General features: G+C 50.7%; 11 protein-coding genes. 7 read left to right on the top strand and 4 right to left on the bottom strand.

Annotated features, from left to right (window positions below):
• Positions 1-36 precede the first annotated feature (36 nt).
• Complete coding sequence (locus tag NOG12_RS04075) at positions 37-2,292, bottom strand: TonB-dependent receptor (RefSeq protein ID WP_313932469.1); 2,256 nt, start codon at positions 2,290-2,292, stop codon at positions 37-39.
• A gap of 188 nt (positions 2,293-2,480) precedes the next feature.
• On the opposite strand from NOG12_RS04075, the gene NOG12_RS04070 reads away from it, so the two are divergent.
• Both NOG12_RS04070 and NOG12_RS04065 read left to right on the top strand, forming a co-directional pair.
• On the top strand, positions 2,481-4,130 hold the full coding sequence (locus NOG12_RS04070; protein WP_153825828.1) for a M28 family metallopeptidase: 1,650 nt from the start codon (positions 2,481-2,483) through the stop codon (positions 4,128-4,130).
• A 281-nt stretch (positions 4,131-4,411) separates the two neighbouring features.
• Complete coding sequence (locus NOG12_RS04065; RefSeq protein ID WP_313932468.1) at positions 4,412-7,357, top strand: TonB-dependent receptor plug domain-containing protein; 2,946 nt, start codon at positions 4,412-4,414, stop codon at positions 7,355-7,357.
• A gap of 92 nt (positions 7,358-7,449) precedes the next feature.
• Here NOG12_RS04065 and NOG12_RS04060 read toward each other — a convergent pair whose 3' ends face one another.
• Positions 7,450-9,894, bottom strand: a complete 2,445-nt coding sequence (locus NOG12_RS04060; protein WP_313932467.1) for a zinc-dependent metalloprotease — start codon at positions 9,892-9,894, stop codon at positions 7,450-7,452.
• A 31-nt stretch (positions 9,895-9,925) separates the two neighbouring features.
• On the opposite strand from NOG12_RS04060, the gene NOG12_RS04055 reads away from it, so the two are divergent.
• Complete coding sequence (locus NOG12_RS04055; RefSeq protein WP_110074857.1) at positions 9,926-10,411, top strand: HIT domain-containing protein; 486 nt, start codon at positions 9,926-9,928, stop codon at positions 10,409-10,411.
• On the opposite strand, the gene fldB is transcribed toward NOG12_RS04055, so the two are convergent.
• Positions 10,386-10,919, bottom strand: a complete 534-nt coding sequence (gene fldB, locus NOG12_RS04050; protein WP_313932466.1) for a flavodoxin FldB — start codon at positions 10,917-10,919, stop codon at positions 10,386-10,388. The two genes, NOG12_RS04055 and fldB, sit on opposite strands and share 26 nt — an antisense overlap.
• 139 nt (positions 10,920-11,058) lie before the next feature.
• Between fldB and NOG12_RS04045 the strand changes: the two genes are divergently transcribed.
• Positions 11,059-11,358: a YfcL family protein gene (locus NOG12_RS04045; RefSeq protein ID WP_110074855.1), complete on the top strand. Its 300-nt coding sequence runs from the start codon at positions 11,059-11,061 to the stop codon at positions 11,356-11,358.
• On the opposite strand, the gene mnmC is transcribed toward NOG12_RS04045, so the two are convergent.
• Positions 11,303-13,234: a bifunctional tRNA (5-methylaminomethyl-2-thiouridine)(34)-methyltransferase MnmC2/FAD-dependent 5-carboxymethylaminomethyl-2-thiouridine(34) oxidoreductase MnmC1 gene (mnmC, locus tag NOG12_RS04040; protein WP_313932465.1), complete on the bottom strand. Its 1,932-nt coding sequence runs from the start codon at positions 13,232-13,234 to the stop codon at positions 11,303-11,305. The two genes, NOG12_RS04045 and mnmC, sit on opposite strands and share 56 nt — an antisense overlap.
• A 134-nt stretch (positions 13,235-13,368) precedes the next feature.
• Here mnmC and fabB point away from each other — a divergent pair, with 134 nt between their 5' ends.
• From fabB to NOG12_RS04025, 3 genes are all read left to right on the top strand, one after another.
• Entirely contained in the window at positions 13,369-14,580 is a 1,212-nt protein-coding gene (gene fabB / locus NOG12_RS04035; protein WP_313932464.1) for a beta-ketoacyl-ACP synthase I, read from the top strand.
• A gap of 122 nt (positions 14,581-14,702) precedes the next feature.
• A complete protein-coding gene (locus tag NOG12_RS04030) occupies positions 14,703-15,920 on the top strand; it encodes a 4-phosphoerythronate dehydrogenase (protein ID WP_313932463.1) in 1,218 nt (405 codons plus the stop codon).
• Between the two features lie 36 nt (positions 15,921-15,956).
• Positions 15,957-16,973, top strand: a complete 1,017-nt coding sequence (locus NOG12_RS04025; RefSeq protein WP_153825820.1) for an aspartate-semialdehyde dehydrogenase — start codon at positions 15,957-15,959, stop codon at positions 16,971-16,973.
• Positions 16,974-17,003 lie beyond the last annotated feature (30 nt).

The raw sequence follows: 17,003 nt of genomic DNA, 5'->3' as shown, positions 1-17,003 counted from the left end.
CTGAGTTAAGGTGCGGTAAAGTGCTCCTTGTGTGCGCTAGAATTCACCACGTATACCAATACTAAAATTACGTCCACGAACGGGAGCGTCATCTTTGAGGTACGAGCTATGCACAAAACCGAGTTCGTCGGTTAGGTTCTCAGCTTTTAGGTATAGGGTGATGCCATGCTGCTGTAACGCCACCGGAAATAAATTAAGCTGGGCATTGAGTAAGCCATAGCTAGGCGTGGTGGTTTCGTACGCAGTGATTCGGGTTTGGCTGTTGTACCAGGTGTAGCCTAGCTTGGCTTCCCATTGGTCGGCTTGATAACGACCCTCAGCACCTAAGCGTTGGGCGGGAATGCGCGGCAGGTTGTCGCCGCCATCGCGGGCACGGCCACGAATGTAATCGCTAAACGCAGTGAACTCAACCTGTTCGGTGACTTCCCAGCGGCTACTTAATTCGTAGCCGTAAAGTTCAACATCGCGTTGCTGATAGGCGACGATGGGCAAAGCACCGCCATGATCATGGTCATGAGCGTCGCCTGGTTGTTCGGCATGTTCGTCGTGTTCATGGTGGTGAGCAATGCCGCTGCTAACAAAGCCGCTGTAGGCATTAAATACATAATCATCAATGCGGTTATAGAACATGGTCCAGTCTAAATGGAAACTGGCTAAGTTTAGGTGCAAGCCAAGATCGATGTTGTTGGATTGCTCTTTGCGCGGTGCCGTTGTTGCTGGTTCAATATGCAGATGGTGCTCGCTTACCGTATCGAGTTGATAGGTTAAGCCAAGCTCGTAGGTACGAGTTGCCAAGTGTTGACCATTGGCAAATAGCTCATTGGCAGACGGAGCCCGTTGGGCATGACTGAGGTTTGCTGAGAGCTGAACTCCTGGCTGCAGCTGGTAAGTTAAGCCTAATGATGCGGATACTGGTTGGAATGAGTACTCATTGACACTCACATCCTCGTAACGCACCCCAGTTTGCCAGGTGACTTGGTTAATTTCGCGCTCCAGCAACCAAAACAAGCCATGTCGCTCGGTGGTTGAGGCTGGAGTATAGGCTTCGGCACCAAAAGCGCTCTGTTGCTGGTCAAAATAATGATAGCCAAAGGCACCTTGCCAGCCTGCCAGCGGCCCATGATTTGCGATTAAACGCAGCTCATGCTGTTCGTTGGTGAAGGTGGTGGAGGGCAGTTGATCTTCAATTTCTTGATGTTGATAATCAGTAAAACCGTAGCGAAGTTCTACTTTTTCAATGCCTTGTAAGCTAGGCGTGAGCCAGCCACCGTGTACTTGGATACGGTTCTGCCAAAGATCAGCGAAGGGGCCGACCTCGGCATGCACCTCAGCCTCGTGCTCGTGTTCATGCTCATCGGCGTGCTCATCAGCATGGTCATCTTGGTGGCCATGGTCATGCCCAGGAATACCATATTGCTGCTCTAAACGTCCGTAAGAAACGCCAAAGTAGCCTTGGTCAAACAGATAACTGACGCCAAGGTTTACCCCTTCAGCATCCACAAAGCTGTTGTTAATATGAGTGAGGTTTTCACCCTCGTCATTGGTAAAGCTTGGGACATCGTAGTCATCGCTACGACGAATAAAGGCATCAGCATGCCAGACGGTATTTTTATGATCGGCATTGAAACCGACGGTAGCATCGCGCAAGTTACTGGCGGTATTAAGGTTCACGCCATAAAAGCCGCGACTGCCGCCGACAAAATCTTGCGCAATGCGCTGGTCAACAACGTTAACCACGCCTCCGATGGCACCACTACCGTACAACAAGGTGGCAGGACCACGAAAAATTTCGACTTGCTCAGCCACCGAGGTTTCAGTGGTGACCGCATGGTCCGGTGAGCCGCGTGAGACATCGGCACTATCTAAGCCGTTTTGGGCGATCTTAACCCGCGGACCATCAAGGCCACGAATGATCGGGCTACTGGCAACTCCAGCAAAATGAGTGGCGTTGATACCAGGCTCATGCATGAGGGTGTCGCCCAGCGTGTGAGCTTGATTTTCACGCAGTTCATCGCCAGCCATAACGCTGATGGGTTGCGCCGATTCTAAGACAGTACGAGCTAACGGGCTACTGGTGATGACGATCACTTCGGTGTCTTGGTGCTGATGCTGTGCTGCCTCTGAGGTACTTTCGGACGCTGTGGTTGGGCTTTGGTCTTGGGCCAGAGCGCTGCTACTGAAACCAGTAACCACAACGCCTGCAAGCAAGCTTGATACCATCAAGTTGAGTGGTTTTATGGATGTTTTGATAGGTTTCTGTGACCTAGCAAGGGTCGCTTGAACAACAGGCATTGATACTTTCTCCACCGTCAAAATAAGCAGGGTTGTGTAATGTTATAATGTAACAATAACACGGGTTTTTGCACCAGGCAATAGGGTCATTCCTACCCAGTGTGGTTGCTTAGGCTATTGTTGCCAGTAGTCTTTATCGCTAAACTGTGAAGCGAAAAATAACAAATACACCATGAATGGAACCCTTTATGCGCTTAATTTCGATGTTTGGCTTGACGCTGATCGCGGCAAGCTTGGTCGGTTGCAATGATGTGACCGACACCGAGGCTAGCAATAACAGCACTGTTGCCGCAGTGACTGCCAATGCCAGTACCTTGCAAGCCCACTTAGAATTTCTAGCTAGTGATGAACTTGAGGGCCGTGACACCGGCAGTCAGGGGCATGAAATTGCAGCTAAATACATTGCCACCGAGTTTAAGCAGTTGGGCCTAGAGCCGGCTGGTGATGATGGCACTTATTTTCAGCGCATTAAATTCAGACGGAGCTACTTAGAAGAAAACTCAGCCACTTTCACCGTGCGCAACGGCGATACCGAAATTGAGTTTGATTATCCTAAGCAGTTTATTACTGGGCCCAGCGCCTACACCGAGCAGGACGATGTGACTGCGCCGCTGGTGTTTGTTGGTTATGGTTTGGTATCCGAAGCGTTTGGTTTAAACGATTATGCTGGGGTGGATGTTAACGGTAAAATTGTGGTGATGCTCACCGGTCGCCCGGCCGATTTACCAAGCGAAGAAGGTGCCCACCTGAATAGCAGCAAAACAAAATTTGCAGCTGAGCGCGGAGCGGTAGGCATTATCACGCTGCATAGCCCAGAGCGCGAAAAAGTAAGGCCTTTTGAAGTAGGGGCTATGTATCAACGGGCGCCTACAGTGCGCTGGTTACAGCCAAATGGTGAACCCAATGTGGCCTACAAAAATATTGCCGCGGGTGCCTATTTGCATCACGAAGCAGCAGCGCCATTATTTGCTAAGGCTCCGCAGAGCTTAACGGATATTTTTGCGGCAGCTGAAGCAGGCGAGCCGGTGCCTAGTTTTGAATTAGGTTTTGAAGCACAGCTTACACGCGCTTCTCGCCACGAAGAAATTAGCAGCCCGAATGTTGCGGCGGTATTACCGGGTAGCGATCCACAGTTAAAACATGAGTACGTGCTCTACACCGCACATTCAGATCATATTGGTATCACCAAAGATCTAAGCCAAGACGACCACATTAACAATGGTGCGATGGATAACGCCTCAGGCGTTGCTGTGATGTTAGAAACGGCACGGATGTTTGTGGAATCAGGCGTTACTCCCAAGCGTTCGGTGTTGTTTTTATCGGTGACAGCCGAAGAGCGTGGTCTGTTAGGTGCGGACTATTTTGCGCATCAACCGACAGTGCCTTTGGCAAATATCGTAGCTAACGTGAACCTTGATATGCCGGTGTTGTTGTATGATTTTGCCGACGTGATTGCATTTGGCTCAACCCATTCAACCTTGGGTGAGACAGTGGCCAGCGCAGCCGGCAAGTATGGTATCGAGCTGAGCGAAGATCCGATGCCCGAACAGGCGATTTTTACTCGCTCAGATCACTACCCATTCGTGAAGAAAGGCGTACCAGCGGTATTTTTAATGACTGGCTTTACCGCTAAAAATGAAGATGAAAACGGTGGTGAAGTGTGGGGTAAGTTCTTTGCTGAGCACTATCATCGCCCTAGCGACTCGACCGACTTACCCATTAATTACGATGCCGGCGTGGTCTTTACCAACATCAACTATGCCATTGGCGAAGAAATTGCTAATCAGCAGCAGCGTCCGCGTTGGTTGCCTGAGTCATTTTTTGCCAAGCTCGATTAATGATTTAAGTTTAACTAGCTCAAAAAGCGCGGGTTATCAAGCCTGCGCTTTTTTTTTGGACAAATTGTTTGATATTCGAGCTGGCGGTGGTGAGAACTGAAAACTAAGCCCGTCGTTAGTCGCTAATTTCCCGCTCTATAGCAAGAACATTCCGTTATTTACTTGTAATTTTATAAAGAAATTGGATACATTGAAGGTCAGTCATTGTTTTGCGACAGTGCTTCTGGCAAAAAGTTTCCTGACTTTTTGTTGATTACAAAAATAAAGAATGATCTGGAGAGATGATGAAAGATAGTCACATCGCCAAATCAGTACGTCTTGCTTTAGCTTTTGGTGCAGCCTCTACGCTGTTATCAGCTGGTGCATATGCACAAGATGTCACTGATCAAGATGAGAACGCCGATGCGGAAGAAAAAGCGGAACGTATTACCGTTGTAGGTTCGCGTATTCGTACCGACGGTATGGATAATCCTACCCCACTTGAAGTTATTTCCACCGAACTAGCCGTTGAACAAGGTTTAAATACCTTGGGTGAATTGCTACGTACCTCTACTGTGGCTTCTGGTTCAAACCAGTTAACTGCAGCTATGTCGGTAGGTAGCGTAACCGAAGGTGGTGCTGGTAACGAGTCTATCTCAATGCGTGGTTTAGGTGCGAACCGTACCCTCGTATTGTTGAACGGTCGCCGTGCAGGGCCTGCCGGTACTCGTGGTCAAGTAGCTGCGTTTGATATGAACTCGATTCCTGTATCTGCAGTTGAACGAGTTGAAATCTTAAAAGACGGTGCGTCGTCTTTATACGGTTCTGACGCGGTAGCTGGTGTTATCAACATTATCACTAAAAAAGGTGATGAATCAGCGATTAACTTCAGTGCTAATCAGCCAACTGAATCAGGTGGTGAAAACTACCGTTTGAATGGTACTTACGGTCAAGCCTTTGATAAAGGATCATTCCGTGTGGTTGCTGATTACCGTTTACAACAAGAATTGGCCCGTGGAGATCGCGACCACTTTGCTTGTGAACAGCGTTATTTGATCGATCAAGCCACTGGTGAGCGTGCTGATCCGATCGACCCACGTACCGGTAACTATCACTGTAACGATTTACCTTACGGTATGTGGTTATGGTACAACGGCGCAGGTAACTACCTGTCAACCATTCAGAACTACGATTACGATGGTTCTAAAGCAGCAGCTGGTTTGCCAACCTACAACCCGGTTAACCCAGGTGACATTGGCGTACCAGAAGGTTGGTACCCAGTGGGCTACGACAAGCTTACTGATGGTTGGGTAGATGCTGATCACCCGTACCAAGACTTGCAAACCATGGTACCACGTACTGAAGCATGGTCATTGTATGCGCAGGCTGATTATGATTTGTCTGACAACGTACGTTTCTACTCAGAAATCTTGCACAGTGTGCGTGAAACTAAAATCAACAGCTACCGCCAATTCTGGGAACCCTACATCCCTGCATGGGCTGGTTTGGTACCTGGCTGGGAAGGTGATGTCTATTTAGATCCAACGGCTGTAACAGATCACTCTGGTAGCGTTACCACCATCGACTACACCCGTGGTGTGGTAGGTTTGGAAGGTTCACTAGGCTTCTGGAACTGGGATATTTCTTGGCAGCGTAGCTTAAGCAGCGGTACTTATGACACCAAGATTATCATGCAAGATGCGCTAGAAATGGCCGCTAATGCGATCTGGGGTGACCCATGTGAAGGTGAAGTATCACCTATTTCACAACGCGCTTGTTATGCGATTGATTTCTTTGATCCAGAATACGTTCGCGGTAACTTTGATCAAGGTACCCGTGATTTCTTATTCGGTATGGACCATGGTAAAACCATCTACAAACAAGATACTGTTGATGCTTACATCACCGGTGACTTATTTGATTTACCAGCGGGTACCGTAGCCACTGCAGTTGGTGTGGCTTATCAAACTGACTCGATTGTGGACACTCCCGGAGAGCAAACCTTACAAGGTAACTCATGGGGTATGAGTAGCGCTGGTATTACTGCCGGTCGTCAAACCACCGTAGCTGCTTATGGTGAGATTCAGGTTCCAGTACTACGCGATTTACCAGGTGTGTACTCATTAGATTTAACCGGTTCTGCCCGTTGGACTGACGTGAACACTTACGGTAGCGACACCACCTTTAAGATCAGTGCAAACTGGGCTATTACTGAAGATTTGCGCGTACGTGCATCACGTGGTACTTCGTTCCGTTCACCGGCGTTGTTTGAATTGTACTTAGGCGACCAATCAGCGTTCTTTGATCAGCGTAGCGATCCATGCTGGAATTGGGCAGAGCGTCAAGAAGCTGGTTCCATCAACGAGCGTGTGCTAGCTAACTGTCAAGCTGACGGTATCCCTGGCGATTACGCACAAGACTTCGGTTCTGGTACTGCCTACACCGGTGGTGGCGCTGGTACTCTGAAAGCTGAAACCTCAGTCTCTGAAGGTGTAGGTATTGTTTGGAGTAGCCCAGAAGGTACGGTTGCAGCGTCAGTAGATTATTACCAAGTACGTATCGACAACCAAGTTGACGATATCACCGGCGTAGCTATTCTGAACCAATGTTACACTTCAGAGGACTTCGCAAACGAGCCGTTCTGTGATCGCTTTACTCGTAACGATGGTACTGAAACCGGTAACTGGGGTATTGACGAAGTTTACGGCGGTTACGTTAACGTTGCTAGCCAGTACGTACGTGGTGTGGATACCGTGTTAAGCTATCAAGACGATACTCCGATGGGTTACTTGCGTCTACGTTTAGACCACACAATCCAAATCGAACGTACTTATCAGCAGTTAGCCGATAGCCAACCAGAGCAGTACGTAGGCTTGTTAGGTAACCCACGTCATTCAGGTACTATTACTGCGTCATTAGAGCGTGATACTTGGACCTATACTTGGGCCACTCGTTATGCTGGTAAAGTTGACAACTACGGTGAATACGTCAAAGGTTCAGCAACTACCTATCGTCGTACTCCAGTGTACTTTAAAGCTGAAGCGCCAACGACGTTCTACCATACTGCGTCAGTATCTAAGCAATTTGAAAACGATATTGATTTAACCGTAGGTATTACTAACGTGTTTGATAAGAAGCCACCATTAGGTAGCCCAGCTTACTCATACACTACCGGTAATGCGATGATGTACTCACAGTACGATCAGTTAGGTCGTCAAGTGTTCATCAACTTGAACTACTCGTTCTAATGGTATTAAGCTTGTTATAAGCTCTTGTAAAAGAGGCCAAGTCGGATAACGACTTGGCCTCTTTTTTATGCCTGCTGGGTAGGTGAGACTCTTTAGATTGGCGAACCCGGTGGTAGGGCTGCAGCAGCCGGCACCGGCCAACGTTGATGCTCTAACAACTGCTCGAGTGCATACACCACATAGGCTTGATGGGCTGAGGCTGGCGCCTGTTGCCATTGCTGTTGCTGCTGTTGTAAAAACTGCCACAGCGGAGCTTTGACGACCGCACTGAGCTGTTGTTGCTGATAGACCTGAGCCACCGCAGTCAGTGTTTCAAAGGCTAAACGTTGCGTCAGGGTATCCGCCGAGGCGGCTTGTGCCGGAGTTAGGGTGGTATCTGCTAGGGCCGCTAACAGAGTGCTAATGCTAGGGATACTTGGCGTTTTGCTATGCTGTTGCGCGAGGCGCTCTAGGCGTTGTGGCTGTAACAGCAAATCAAGGGTAAAACGGGCACTGCTGGCCGCCATGCTATCGGTATCTGGCAATAATCCAGTTAGCCCAGTAAAGCGCTCACGGTCGTAGCCCTCGCCGTAGGCCGGTGCAGTGAGTAAGTCGTGTATTGCGGTGGGTAAACGCAAGGTATCGGCTTGTAGCGTCTTCATTAACACCTGCAGTGCGCGCTGTTGTTGGCTAGCATTGACCGCCCGCACAGGTCGGAAAGGTTCACCTTTCACGCTGTAATCGTAATGCACTCCAGCAAGCATTTTTACGGCGGCTTCTACTTGATAGCGGTGCAGTAAATACACCGGGACTAACACATTTTGTAACTGGCTTAAGGGTTGGCCAGCGGCTAAGTTGGCCAGGCCAAATTGCTGCAAAGCGGTGGCGCGTACTGCGAGAATACGCTCTAGTTCGGTAACCGCATCACTGCCGTTATCCCATAAATGGGCATCAGGATGAGCGCCACCAGGAGCACGCGCATCACGGTCTGAGATAAAGCTTAAGCCCAACCGACGATTCTGTTCGATCACCTTGGCTAAATCGCCGTCACCATAGCCGTAAGCCACCACTTGCTTATCCCAAATACCGAGGCCTTCGGTGTAGGCTCCGGCCAAGCTTAAACCTTGCTCATTGGTGCTTAAACTTACTAAAGGATGGGGGTAATCCATCACCGAAGCACGGTCATGGCTGCTGGCGGCAAAATTATGGGCAATCCCCAATGTATGACCGATTTCGTGGGCTGATAGCTGACGAATCCGTGCCAGCGCCATGGCCTCGATATCAGCAAGTAATTGCTGCTGTGTGACCGTCTCGGTGTGGTCTTGATAAGGTGCCAGTAAGCCTTGGGCAATCAGCATATCTTGACGGACGCGGAGCGAGCCGAGCGTGACATGACCTTTGATAATTTCGCCGGTACGGGGGTCGATAATTGACGCGCCGTAAGACCAGCCGCGAGTGGCTCGGTGCACCCATTGAATGACGTTGTAGCGCACATCCATCGGATCGGCATCGGCTGGCAACTCGCGTACTTGAAAGCCGTCAGGGTAGCCAACTTCGGCAAAAGCTTCGGCCCACCACTTTGCTCCGTCAAGTAGCGCCGTACGCACCGGTTCGGGTACGCCAGGGTCTAGGTAATAGATGATCGGGTTGGTCGCGCTTAACCGATGGCGTGGAATGTATTGCACCGTGAGTGGTTGTCCTAAAGGGGCGGCATAGTCTTGATGGGCCTCACTCCAAAACCCACTTTGCGGATGAAATTGCCGCGGTTGGTAATTGGCATCAGGTAATCGAATAAAAGAGTGATGTAAATGCAGAGTCAGCTGATTGGCATCGGCGGCCACTTGGTTGACGTAACTGCCACTGGCTTGGCCACTAAAGGTGAGTTTAGCTTCGAGCTCGGTATTGTCGGCAAAAGCTTTACTGCGCGCGGGATAAATCACGGATTGAGCGCCATTGACCTTATAGTTGCCCTGTTTGCTCTGAGCCAAGCGTTGCACCACGCCATGGGTATCGCTGAGTAAGAACGGCGTATAATCAATCAGCACTGCATCGGCATCGGCAGCGACTACTTTAAAACCCGCAATGACTGAACTAGCAAAGGCTTGCTCGATACTGGCGCGCTCAGCCGCATTGTCGCTATTAGCGCGAAACTTGGTATTATGTTGTTGCAACAACACTTTATCGCCTTCAATTAAAAAGCTTGCTAGCCGAGTAGCTCCTAATTGACCGCGGTCTAAACCTATGTCGTTAGAGCCTAAGCCCCACGGCAAACTGGTTTGAAAAATAAATTGGGTTTGCGCACGTGGCACTTTGAGGTAGATATTGCCTTGGTGCTGATCGTGATAAAAGCTAAAAAAGCCTTGGTGCTGCTGCATCTTTGCCGTAAAAGTAGCAATAGCCGAGCTTTGCTCGTTGCTAGCTGACGGAGCTGTTGCCGCAGAAGGAGCCGAGGGCTGAGCGGGAGTTGCGATGGCAGTACTGCTGATCAAGCTCACAGCAATAAAGCCAGCTAAGCTAAGTACGCCTATTGAGCGCCGAGATAAAGTTATACATTGCATGATAATCATCCACTGAAAAACGGAATACAAAATGTCAGACACAGGGTATACCAAAGCGCCAGCAGAAACTAACCTAAGCACGACTAACGGGCCAAAAGATGATGTCAATTTCAAGCTTGATGAACGTTTAGCGGCCGATAGCTTTTGGTTAGCAAGCTGGCCGTTGTGTGAGCTGCGACGGTTTGACGATCAACGCTACGTGTGGCTGATGTTGGTGCCGCGGCGGGCTGATATGACCGAGTTTGTTGACTTGAGCGAGGCCGACCAAGTGCAGTTGGCGCGTGAGATCAAACAAGCAAGTGAGATGCTGTTACAGGATGCGCGGCAACGCCAGCAAAAGGTTAAGCTCAATGTCGGCGCGCTAGGTAATGTGGTGAGCCAGTTGCATATTCATGTGCTGCTGCGTCAGCCCAATGATCCTGCGTGGCCAGGGCCAGTATGGGGCCACTCAGCCGCGTTACGATTTGCCGCAGCCCAGCAGCAACAAGAGCTCACACGCTGGCAAGCTCTTCTTTAAGTTGCGCACACCACTGCGCAATACGCTCATCGCTATACTGGTATTGGCTGTCTTCATCTAGCGCTAGGCCGACAAAAAATTCGTCGTTGTTGATGAGGGCTTTTGAGGCGGCAAAGTCATAGCCTTGGTTCGGCCAGAAACCTAATCGAATGCAGCCACGAGTATTGGCGTGGCTGGCGAGCTCGTCGTGCAGCATGCCTAGTGCATCTTGAAACCAATCGGTGTAACCCACTTGGTCACCCATACCAAACAGCGCCACTTTTTTACCAGTGAGCTGCAACTGGCCGATATCTTGCCAATGGCTTTCCCAATCTTCTTGAATTTCACCAAAATCCCAAGTTGATAGGCCAAAAATAAGCACCTCGAACTGCTCTGCATGAGCCAGCGGTACATCTTTGATATTGAACAGCTCGACTTCGCCCGGGGCAAACTGAGCTTGAATTTTTTCCGCTGCAATTTCGGTAAAACAGGTGGTGGATCCGTAGAATAATCCTATCGGTGTGGTCATTCTTCCTCACAGCATTGCGTTATCTCAATCAAGGTGGCACTAGTGTATCAGAAATGCCTTGGCTTATGGTATTCTTGCGCACTGCAACAGCCACGCCAACAGGTGGCTTAAGTAACGTTTGGGTGAAGGAAAGTAGGTGATGGCATCAGCAGAGTTTCAGCAATACGTGGAACAATTAGAAGAAGTTTTTGAGCGTGCGGTGGTGACAGGCACAGACGACGAACTGTTTGCCAGCGGCTACTTGCGCGGCCATTTTGATTTGGTGGTGGCGCAATTGGAATTGCAAGAACTGGCCCAAACCACAGCCATTTTGCCGGCGGTGCGTGCTTCAGTAGAGCACGCCAAGCACGAATTAGCGCCCGCCGACATGGTTCATATACAGGCTATGCTGGCGCAGCTTGAAGCCGTTGCGGAGCCAACCGCTGCAGCAGCTCAGTAGCCAAGGGCAGGGGTTCTTGCAGCCATTGGCTGACCAATATTTCTGCGGCCAAGGGCGCACTGGTAAACCCGCGTGAGCCAAGCCCACCTAAGACTGCTAAGGTGGGAGTGAGCCAGCCACAGGCGGGTAAATGATCGCGGGTGGTGTTGCGCTCGGCGGCACGGTCAGCGACAGCTTCTAACTGCTCGGCCCAAGCACTGGCAGCCGGCCCCAGATTATCAATCAGGGTGGCTAAATTTTCCTGCTGATCGGCCGTTTGTGGTTGCTGCGCTAAGCTGGCTGGGTAGTTGCGCGCGTAGGTGGCGCCAACACAATGACGACCGTCTTCGGCAGGCGTAAAATAGCCCTTGTAGCAGACCACCGTTGGGCAGCTACTGCTGGTTGCTGTTGCTGCCACCTGAGTGACTTGGCCACGCACATTACTGAATTGCAACTGCCACGGCGCGAGCAGCTGCTGCATGGCAGCGCCGGCGGCGACCCACAGCAAATCAGCGCTACCAACTAAGCTAGCCCTACTATAGAGGTGCCAACCAGAAGTATTTGGCTTGATGGCGGTAATGGCTTGGTGCCCGCTACTTGGCTCTTTACCCAGTTCTTTTCCTAGTTCAATGATGGTTAATAACTCACCGCATTGCTGCAATAAATCAGCCACAAGTTTGGCCGGACTGACCCAACCGGCGCGCGGATAAAATAAGCTTGGCTGCGCTGGTAATGCCGCCCAATGTTGTTGAGTGGCGGCAGCGCTCAAGCCATGCACGGTTTCTGCATGGTACAGTTGGGCGGCTAAAAGTTTGTGTTGGCGTTGCTGGCGCTCCTGATTAAAGCCGAGCTGCAAGACTCCGCTTGGATGCCAACAGGCGGGTGCATACTGTGCATAAAACTGGCGAGCCTGATGAAAGGCACCGACAAAAAACTGTGCGAGCGGACTGAATTGCGCATGTAACAGAGGGTAGACTGCACCTTGCGCATTGCCTGAGGCGCCGCTAGCGATTCCGGTGGTATACAAGGCCACCGCGTGACCGCGGCGGGTCAGTGACCAAGCCAAGCAAGCTGCCGCGATACCTCCGCCAACAATGGCTAACCGAGGCGCCTCAGCAGTCGCTCTCGCAGCGCCATTTTGCATGGACCCTGTGGGTTCAGAACCTGTTTTCTCGCAAAGAACGCCGCGTAGCATCTCGCGTTTATGGCCAAAGCCTTTAACTTTGAGCACACTAAAGCCAGCTGCTTGTAAACCACGGCGAACGGCACCGGCAGCGGTAAAGGTAGCAAAAGTACAGCCAGCACGAGCATGACTGACCATGGCGTTAAATAATTCAGGTTGCCACATGGCGGGGTTTTTATCCGGGGCAAAGCCATCCAAAAACCATGCATCGACGCTTTGTTGCGAAGGCCACGCAGGGAGTAGTTCGAGAATGTCACCAAGCCACAAATCGAGAGTGACCCGGCCTTGGGCAAATTGCAGTCGATGACACCCAGCCTCGGCCGCTGGGTAATGCGCCTGAAGTTGTGCTGCTAACTCTGCTAGCTCTGGAAAGTGGGCTAGCGCCCGCTGCAAATCAGCGCGGGCTAAGGGGTACTTTTCAAATGAGACAAAATGCAGTCGCAGCGAGCTAGGCGCCTGTTGCATAAAAGCATGCCAGCAGGCAAGAAAATTCAAGCCGGTACCAAAACCAGACTCGGCTACTACAAACAGCGGATGCGGATGAGTTTGCCAGCGTTGGGGTAGATCGTTATGCTGCAAGAATACGTATCGACTTTCGGCCAGCCCATCGCTGTTGGTAAAATAAATATCATCAAAAGCGGTAGCGACCGGTAAACCATGGTCGTTGTAGCTGATTTGCGCAGGCTGCACCGGCTGAGGGGGAAGTTTACTCACAAAAAAGTCATCCAATCAGGTGGCTAATCTAGCGCATTAGTGTAACAATTTTTAGGTAAAAATACGGAAAGCAGACCACTTTTTTTCAGAAGTGGGCTACCATACAGCAGCGCTCAGCAAGACAGGACATGAGAATGAGAAGAGCAGTGATTACCGGACTTGGCATTGTGTCGAGTATCGGCGTGAACAAACAAGAAGTGTTGGAGTCGTTACAACAAGGACGCTCGGGCATTGAATTTTCTCAAGAATTTGCCGATATGGGGTTACGTTGTCAGGTTTGGGGGCCAGTACGGGCTAACCCAGCTGATCATATTGACCGCAAAGCATTACGCTTTATGGGAGATTCTGCCGCCTATGCCTACATGGCCATGGCGCAAGCGATAGCCGATGCCGGCTTAACCGACGAACAAGTGTCAAACCCACGCACAGGTCTGGTGGTTGGCTCCGGTGGCGCTTCTGGCGAGCACCAGGTTGCCGCTGCTGATATCATGCGTGAAAAAGGCGTGAAGCGAGTGGGGCCTTACATGGTGCCTCGTTGCATGGCTTCTACCACGTCGGCATGTTTAGCAACGCCATTTCAGATCAAAGGGGTGAACTACTCCATCAGTTCAGCCTGTGCTACTTCGGCGCACTGTATTGGTCATGCCTTGGAACTGATTCAATTTGGTAAGCAAGACCGTGTGTTTGCTGGTGGTGGTGAAGAATTGCATTGGACCTTAGGCATGGAGTTTGATGCTATGGGTGCACTTAGCACCAAGTACAATGACCAGCCTACCAAAGCTTCGCGTACCTACGATGCAGATCGTGATGGCTTTGTGCCGGCCGGTGGCGGCGGCATTCTGGTGATTGAAGAACTAGAAACAGCGTTGGCGCGTGGTGCTCATATTTATGCTGAAATTGTTGGCTATGGTGCCACTTCAGACGGCTACGATATGGTTGCTCCATCAGGCGAGGGTGCCGTGCGTTGTATGCAAATGGCATTAGCCACGGTTGATACCCCGATTGATTACCTGAACACACACGGTACCTCAACCCCGGTTGGCGACACCAAAGAGCTGGAAGCTATTCGTGAAGTGTTCGGTGACACCACACCAATGATCAGTGCCACTAAAGCGATGACTGGTCATGCCCTAGGTGCGGCGGGTGTCCACGAAGCCATTTACTCGTTACTGATGATGCAACATGGTTTTGTGGCGCCATCCATCAACGTGGAAAACTTAGATCCAGGTGCTGCTGGGATGAATATTGTCACCAGCCCAACCCCAGCTAACATTACGACGGCGATGTCTAATAGCTTCGGATTTGGTGGCACCAATGCCACGCTGGTTTTGCGTAAGTATCAGTAACCTAGCTTACTGCAAGCCGCTATCTTAACGGTAGTTGATGGTTTACAAAAAAGGTGCGCCAAGGCGCACCTTTTTGTTGTAAGCTAGCTCGTCTGTTTTAGTGAGCTAAAAGTGGCCCATCTATGATCAATCTTCTCGCCGATGCCAGTATGCCGGCTCTGGCCCAACTCGTACGCACCTGTCAGCAAGCAGGGATGGCGTTGCAGCTAGAAACTTTTAGTGGGCGCCAGCCCGACGCTTCCCAACTAGCGCGAGCCCAAGTACTGCTGATCCGCTCGATTACCCAAGTTACCAAGGAACTGTTAGATCAAGCTCCGCATGTGTGTTGGATCGGTACCGCAACTATAGGTACTGAGCATGTTGATGCGGCTGCTTGCGAGGCGCGGGGGATTGCGTTTGTCAGTACCCCAGGCGTAAATGCCCAAGCCGTGGGTGACTACGTCGCTAGTGCCGTAGCTGCGTTAACCTTGGCGCAGGACGCACCCTTAACCGGGCCGGTGGCCATCATTGGTGGTGGGCATACGGGCCAAGCTGCTGGAGCCCGACTGCAAGGTTTGGGCTATAAGGTGCATTGTTACGATCCACCGCTAGTAGCGCAGGGGATAAACCAACGAGATGGCATGCCGATTCACGGCAACTGGCAGCAGGTGTTAACCAGTGCGGCGATCAGCTGTCATGTGCCACTCACGCGCAGCGGACCATTCGCTACCTACCATTTGCTGGATGACGCCAGTATCGCTCAGTTACCTGCAAATTGTGTGCTGATTAACGCAAGTCGCGGGCCAGTAGTTGCAGAGTCCGCTTTGCGCGCCGCAGCTAACCGACAACAACCATTGCGAGTGGTACTCGATGTGTGGGAGCATGAGCCACAGATAGCTACGGATTTATTGCCCTGGCTGAGCTTAGCTACCATGCATATTGCTGGGCATAGCATGGCTGGCAAAGTGGCCGGCACCTTGCAATTACTGCAGCAACTGCTGTCTTGGTTGCCAAGTTCCGAGTTAGCCCAAGCCAGTGGCACCGCCATGCCCGTACATGAATTGCCAGACTTAATTGATTTATTGCAAGCTTGGCCGACAAGTGTACAGCCGCAGCTATGGCAGGCAAATGAGGCCCCTGATTGGCGAACACTAGCATCCTGGGTCTTGGCGATTTATGATATACGCCAAGATGATTTAGCGTTACGACAACAGCCTGCTAAACCGGCCGCTTTTGACCAACTGCGGCGTGGTTATGCGCATCGTCCTGAATTAAGTGTTGGACAGGTGCAAGGTGGTTCTTGGCTGGCCACAGAAGAATGGCGTAAGCGCCTAAAACAATTAACTTTTCAATTCAAATAAGGCTGCTAAGGCGGCCCACCAAAGCTAGGAGTGGTTATGTCACGTGCATTTAATGTTGCGGTATTAGGAGCAACCGGACTGGTTGGCCAACAGATGATTGAAATTCTAGAAGCACGTGGCTTTCCTGTGGCTGAACTGTTTCCATTAGCCAGTAGCCGTTCGGCAGGTACCCAGGTGCAGTTTCGTGGCGAAGAGATTACCGTGCAAGATGCCGACACCTTTGATTGGAGCCAAGTTGACATTGGCTTCTTCTCTGCCGGTGGAGCGATTTCTCGCATGTACGCACCACGCGCTGCGGATGCTGGCTGCGTGGTGATTGATAACACCTCTGAATTTCGCTACGAAGCAGATATTCCGCTGGTGGTGCCAGAAGTAAATGCTCATGCGTTGGCCGATTTTCGTAATCGCAATATTATTGCGAACCCCAATTGCTCAACCATTCAGATGTTAGTGGCCTTGAAACCTATTTACGATGCGGTAGGCATTGAGCGTATCAACGTGGCGACCTATCAGTCGGTATCCGGTGCTGGTAAAGAGGCTATGGACGAGTTAGCCCAGCAAACGGCTGCCTTACTAAACGGACGGCCGGTAGAAGTTGAAACCTTTAGTCGCCAAATTGCTTTTAACTGCATTCCACAAATCGATGTATTTTTAGACAACGACTACACCAAAGAAGAAATGAAAATGGTGTGGGAGACGCAAAAGATTTTTGGTGATGAAAGCGTGCGCGTGAATGCCACGGCAGTGCGGGTACCCGTTTTCTTTGGCCATGCCGAGGCTGTACATATAGAAACCATGCAGCCGATAGATGCTGAGCAAGCAAAACAGTTGTTGCGCGCTGCGCCCGGGGTTATCTTATTGGAAAATAATGAAGATTTCCCAACCCAAGTAGGTGATGCGGCAGGTCATGACAGCGTCTTTGTCGGCCGCGTGCGTAATGATATTACCCATCCGCAAGGGCTGAATTTGTGGGTAGTAGCTGATAACGTACGTAAAGGTGCGGCGACCAACAGTATTCAAATTGCGGAACATTTGATTCGCGATTATTTGTAGTCAAACCTCGTAGCATGGCTATCGATAATA

The organism is Pseudidiomarina fusca, assembly GCF_032227045.1.
Taxonomy (GTDB): Bacteria; Pseudomonadota; Gammaproteobacteria; order Enterobacterales; family Alteromonadaceae; genus Pseudidiomarina; species Pseudidiomarina fusca.
This window is presented reverse-complemented; position numbering and strand designations above follow the sequence as displayed.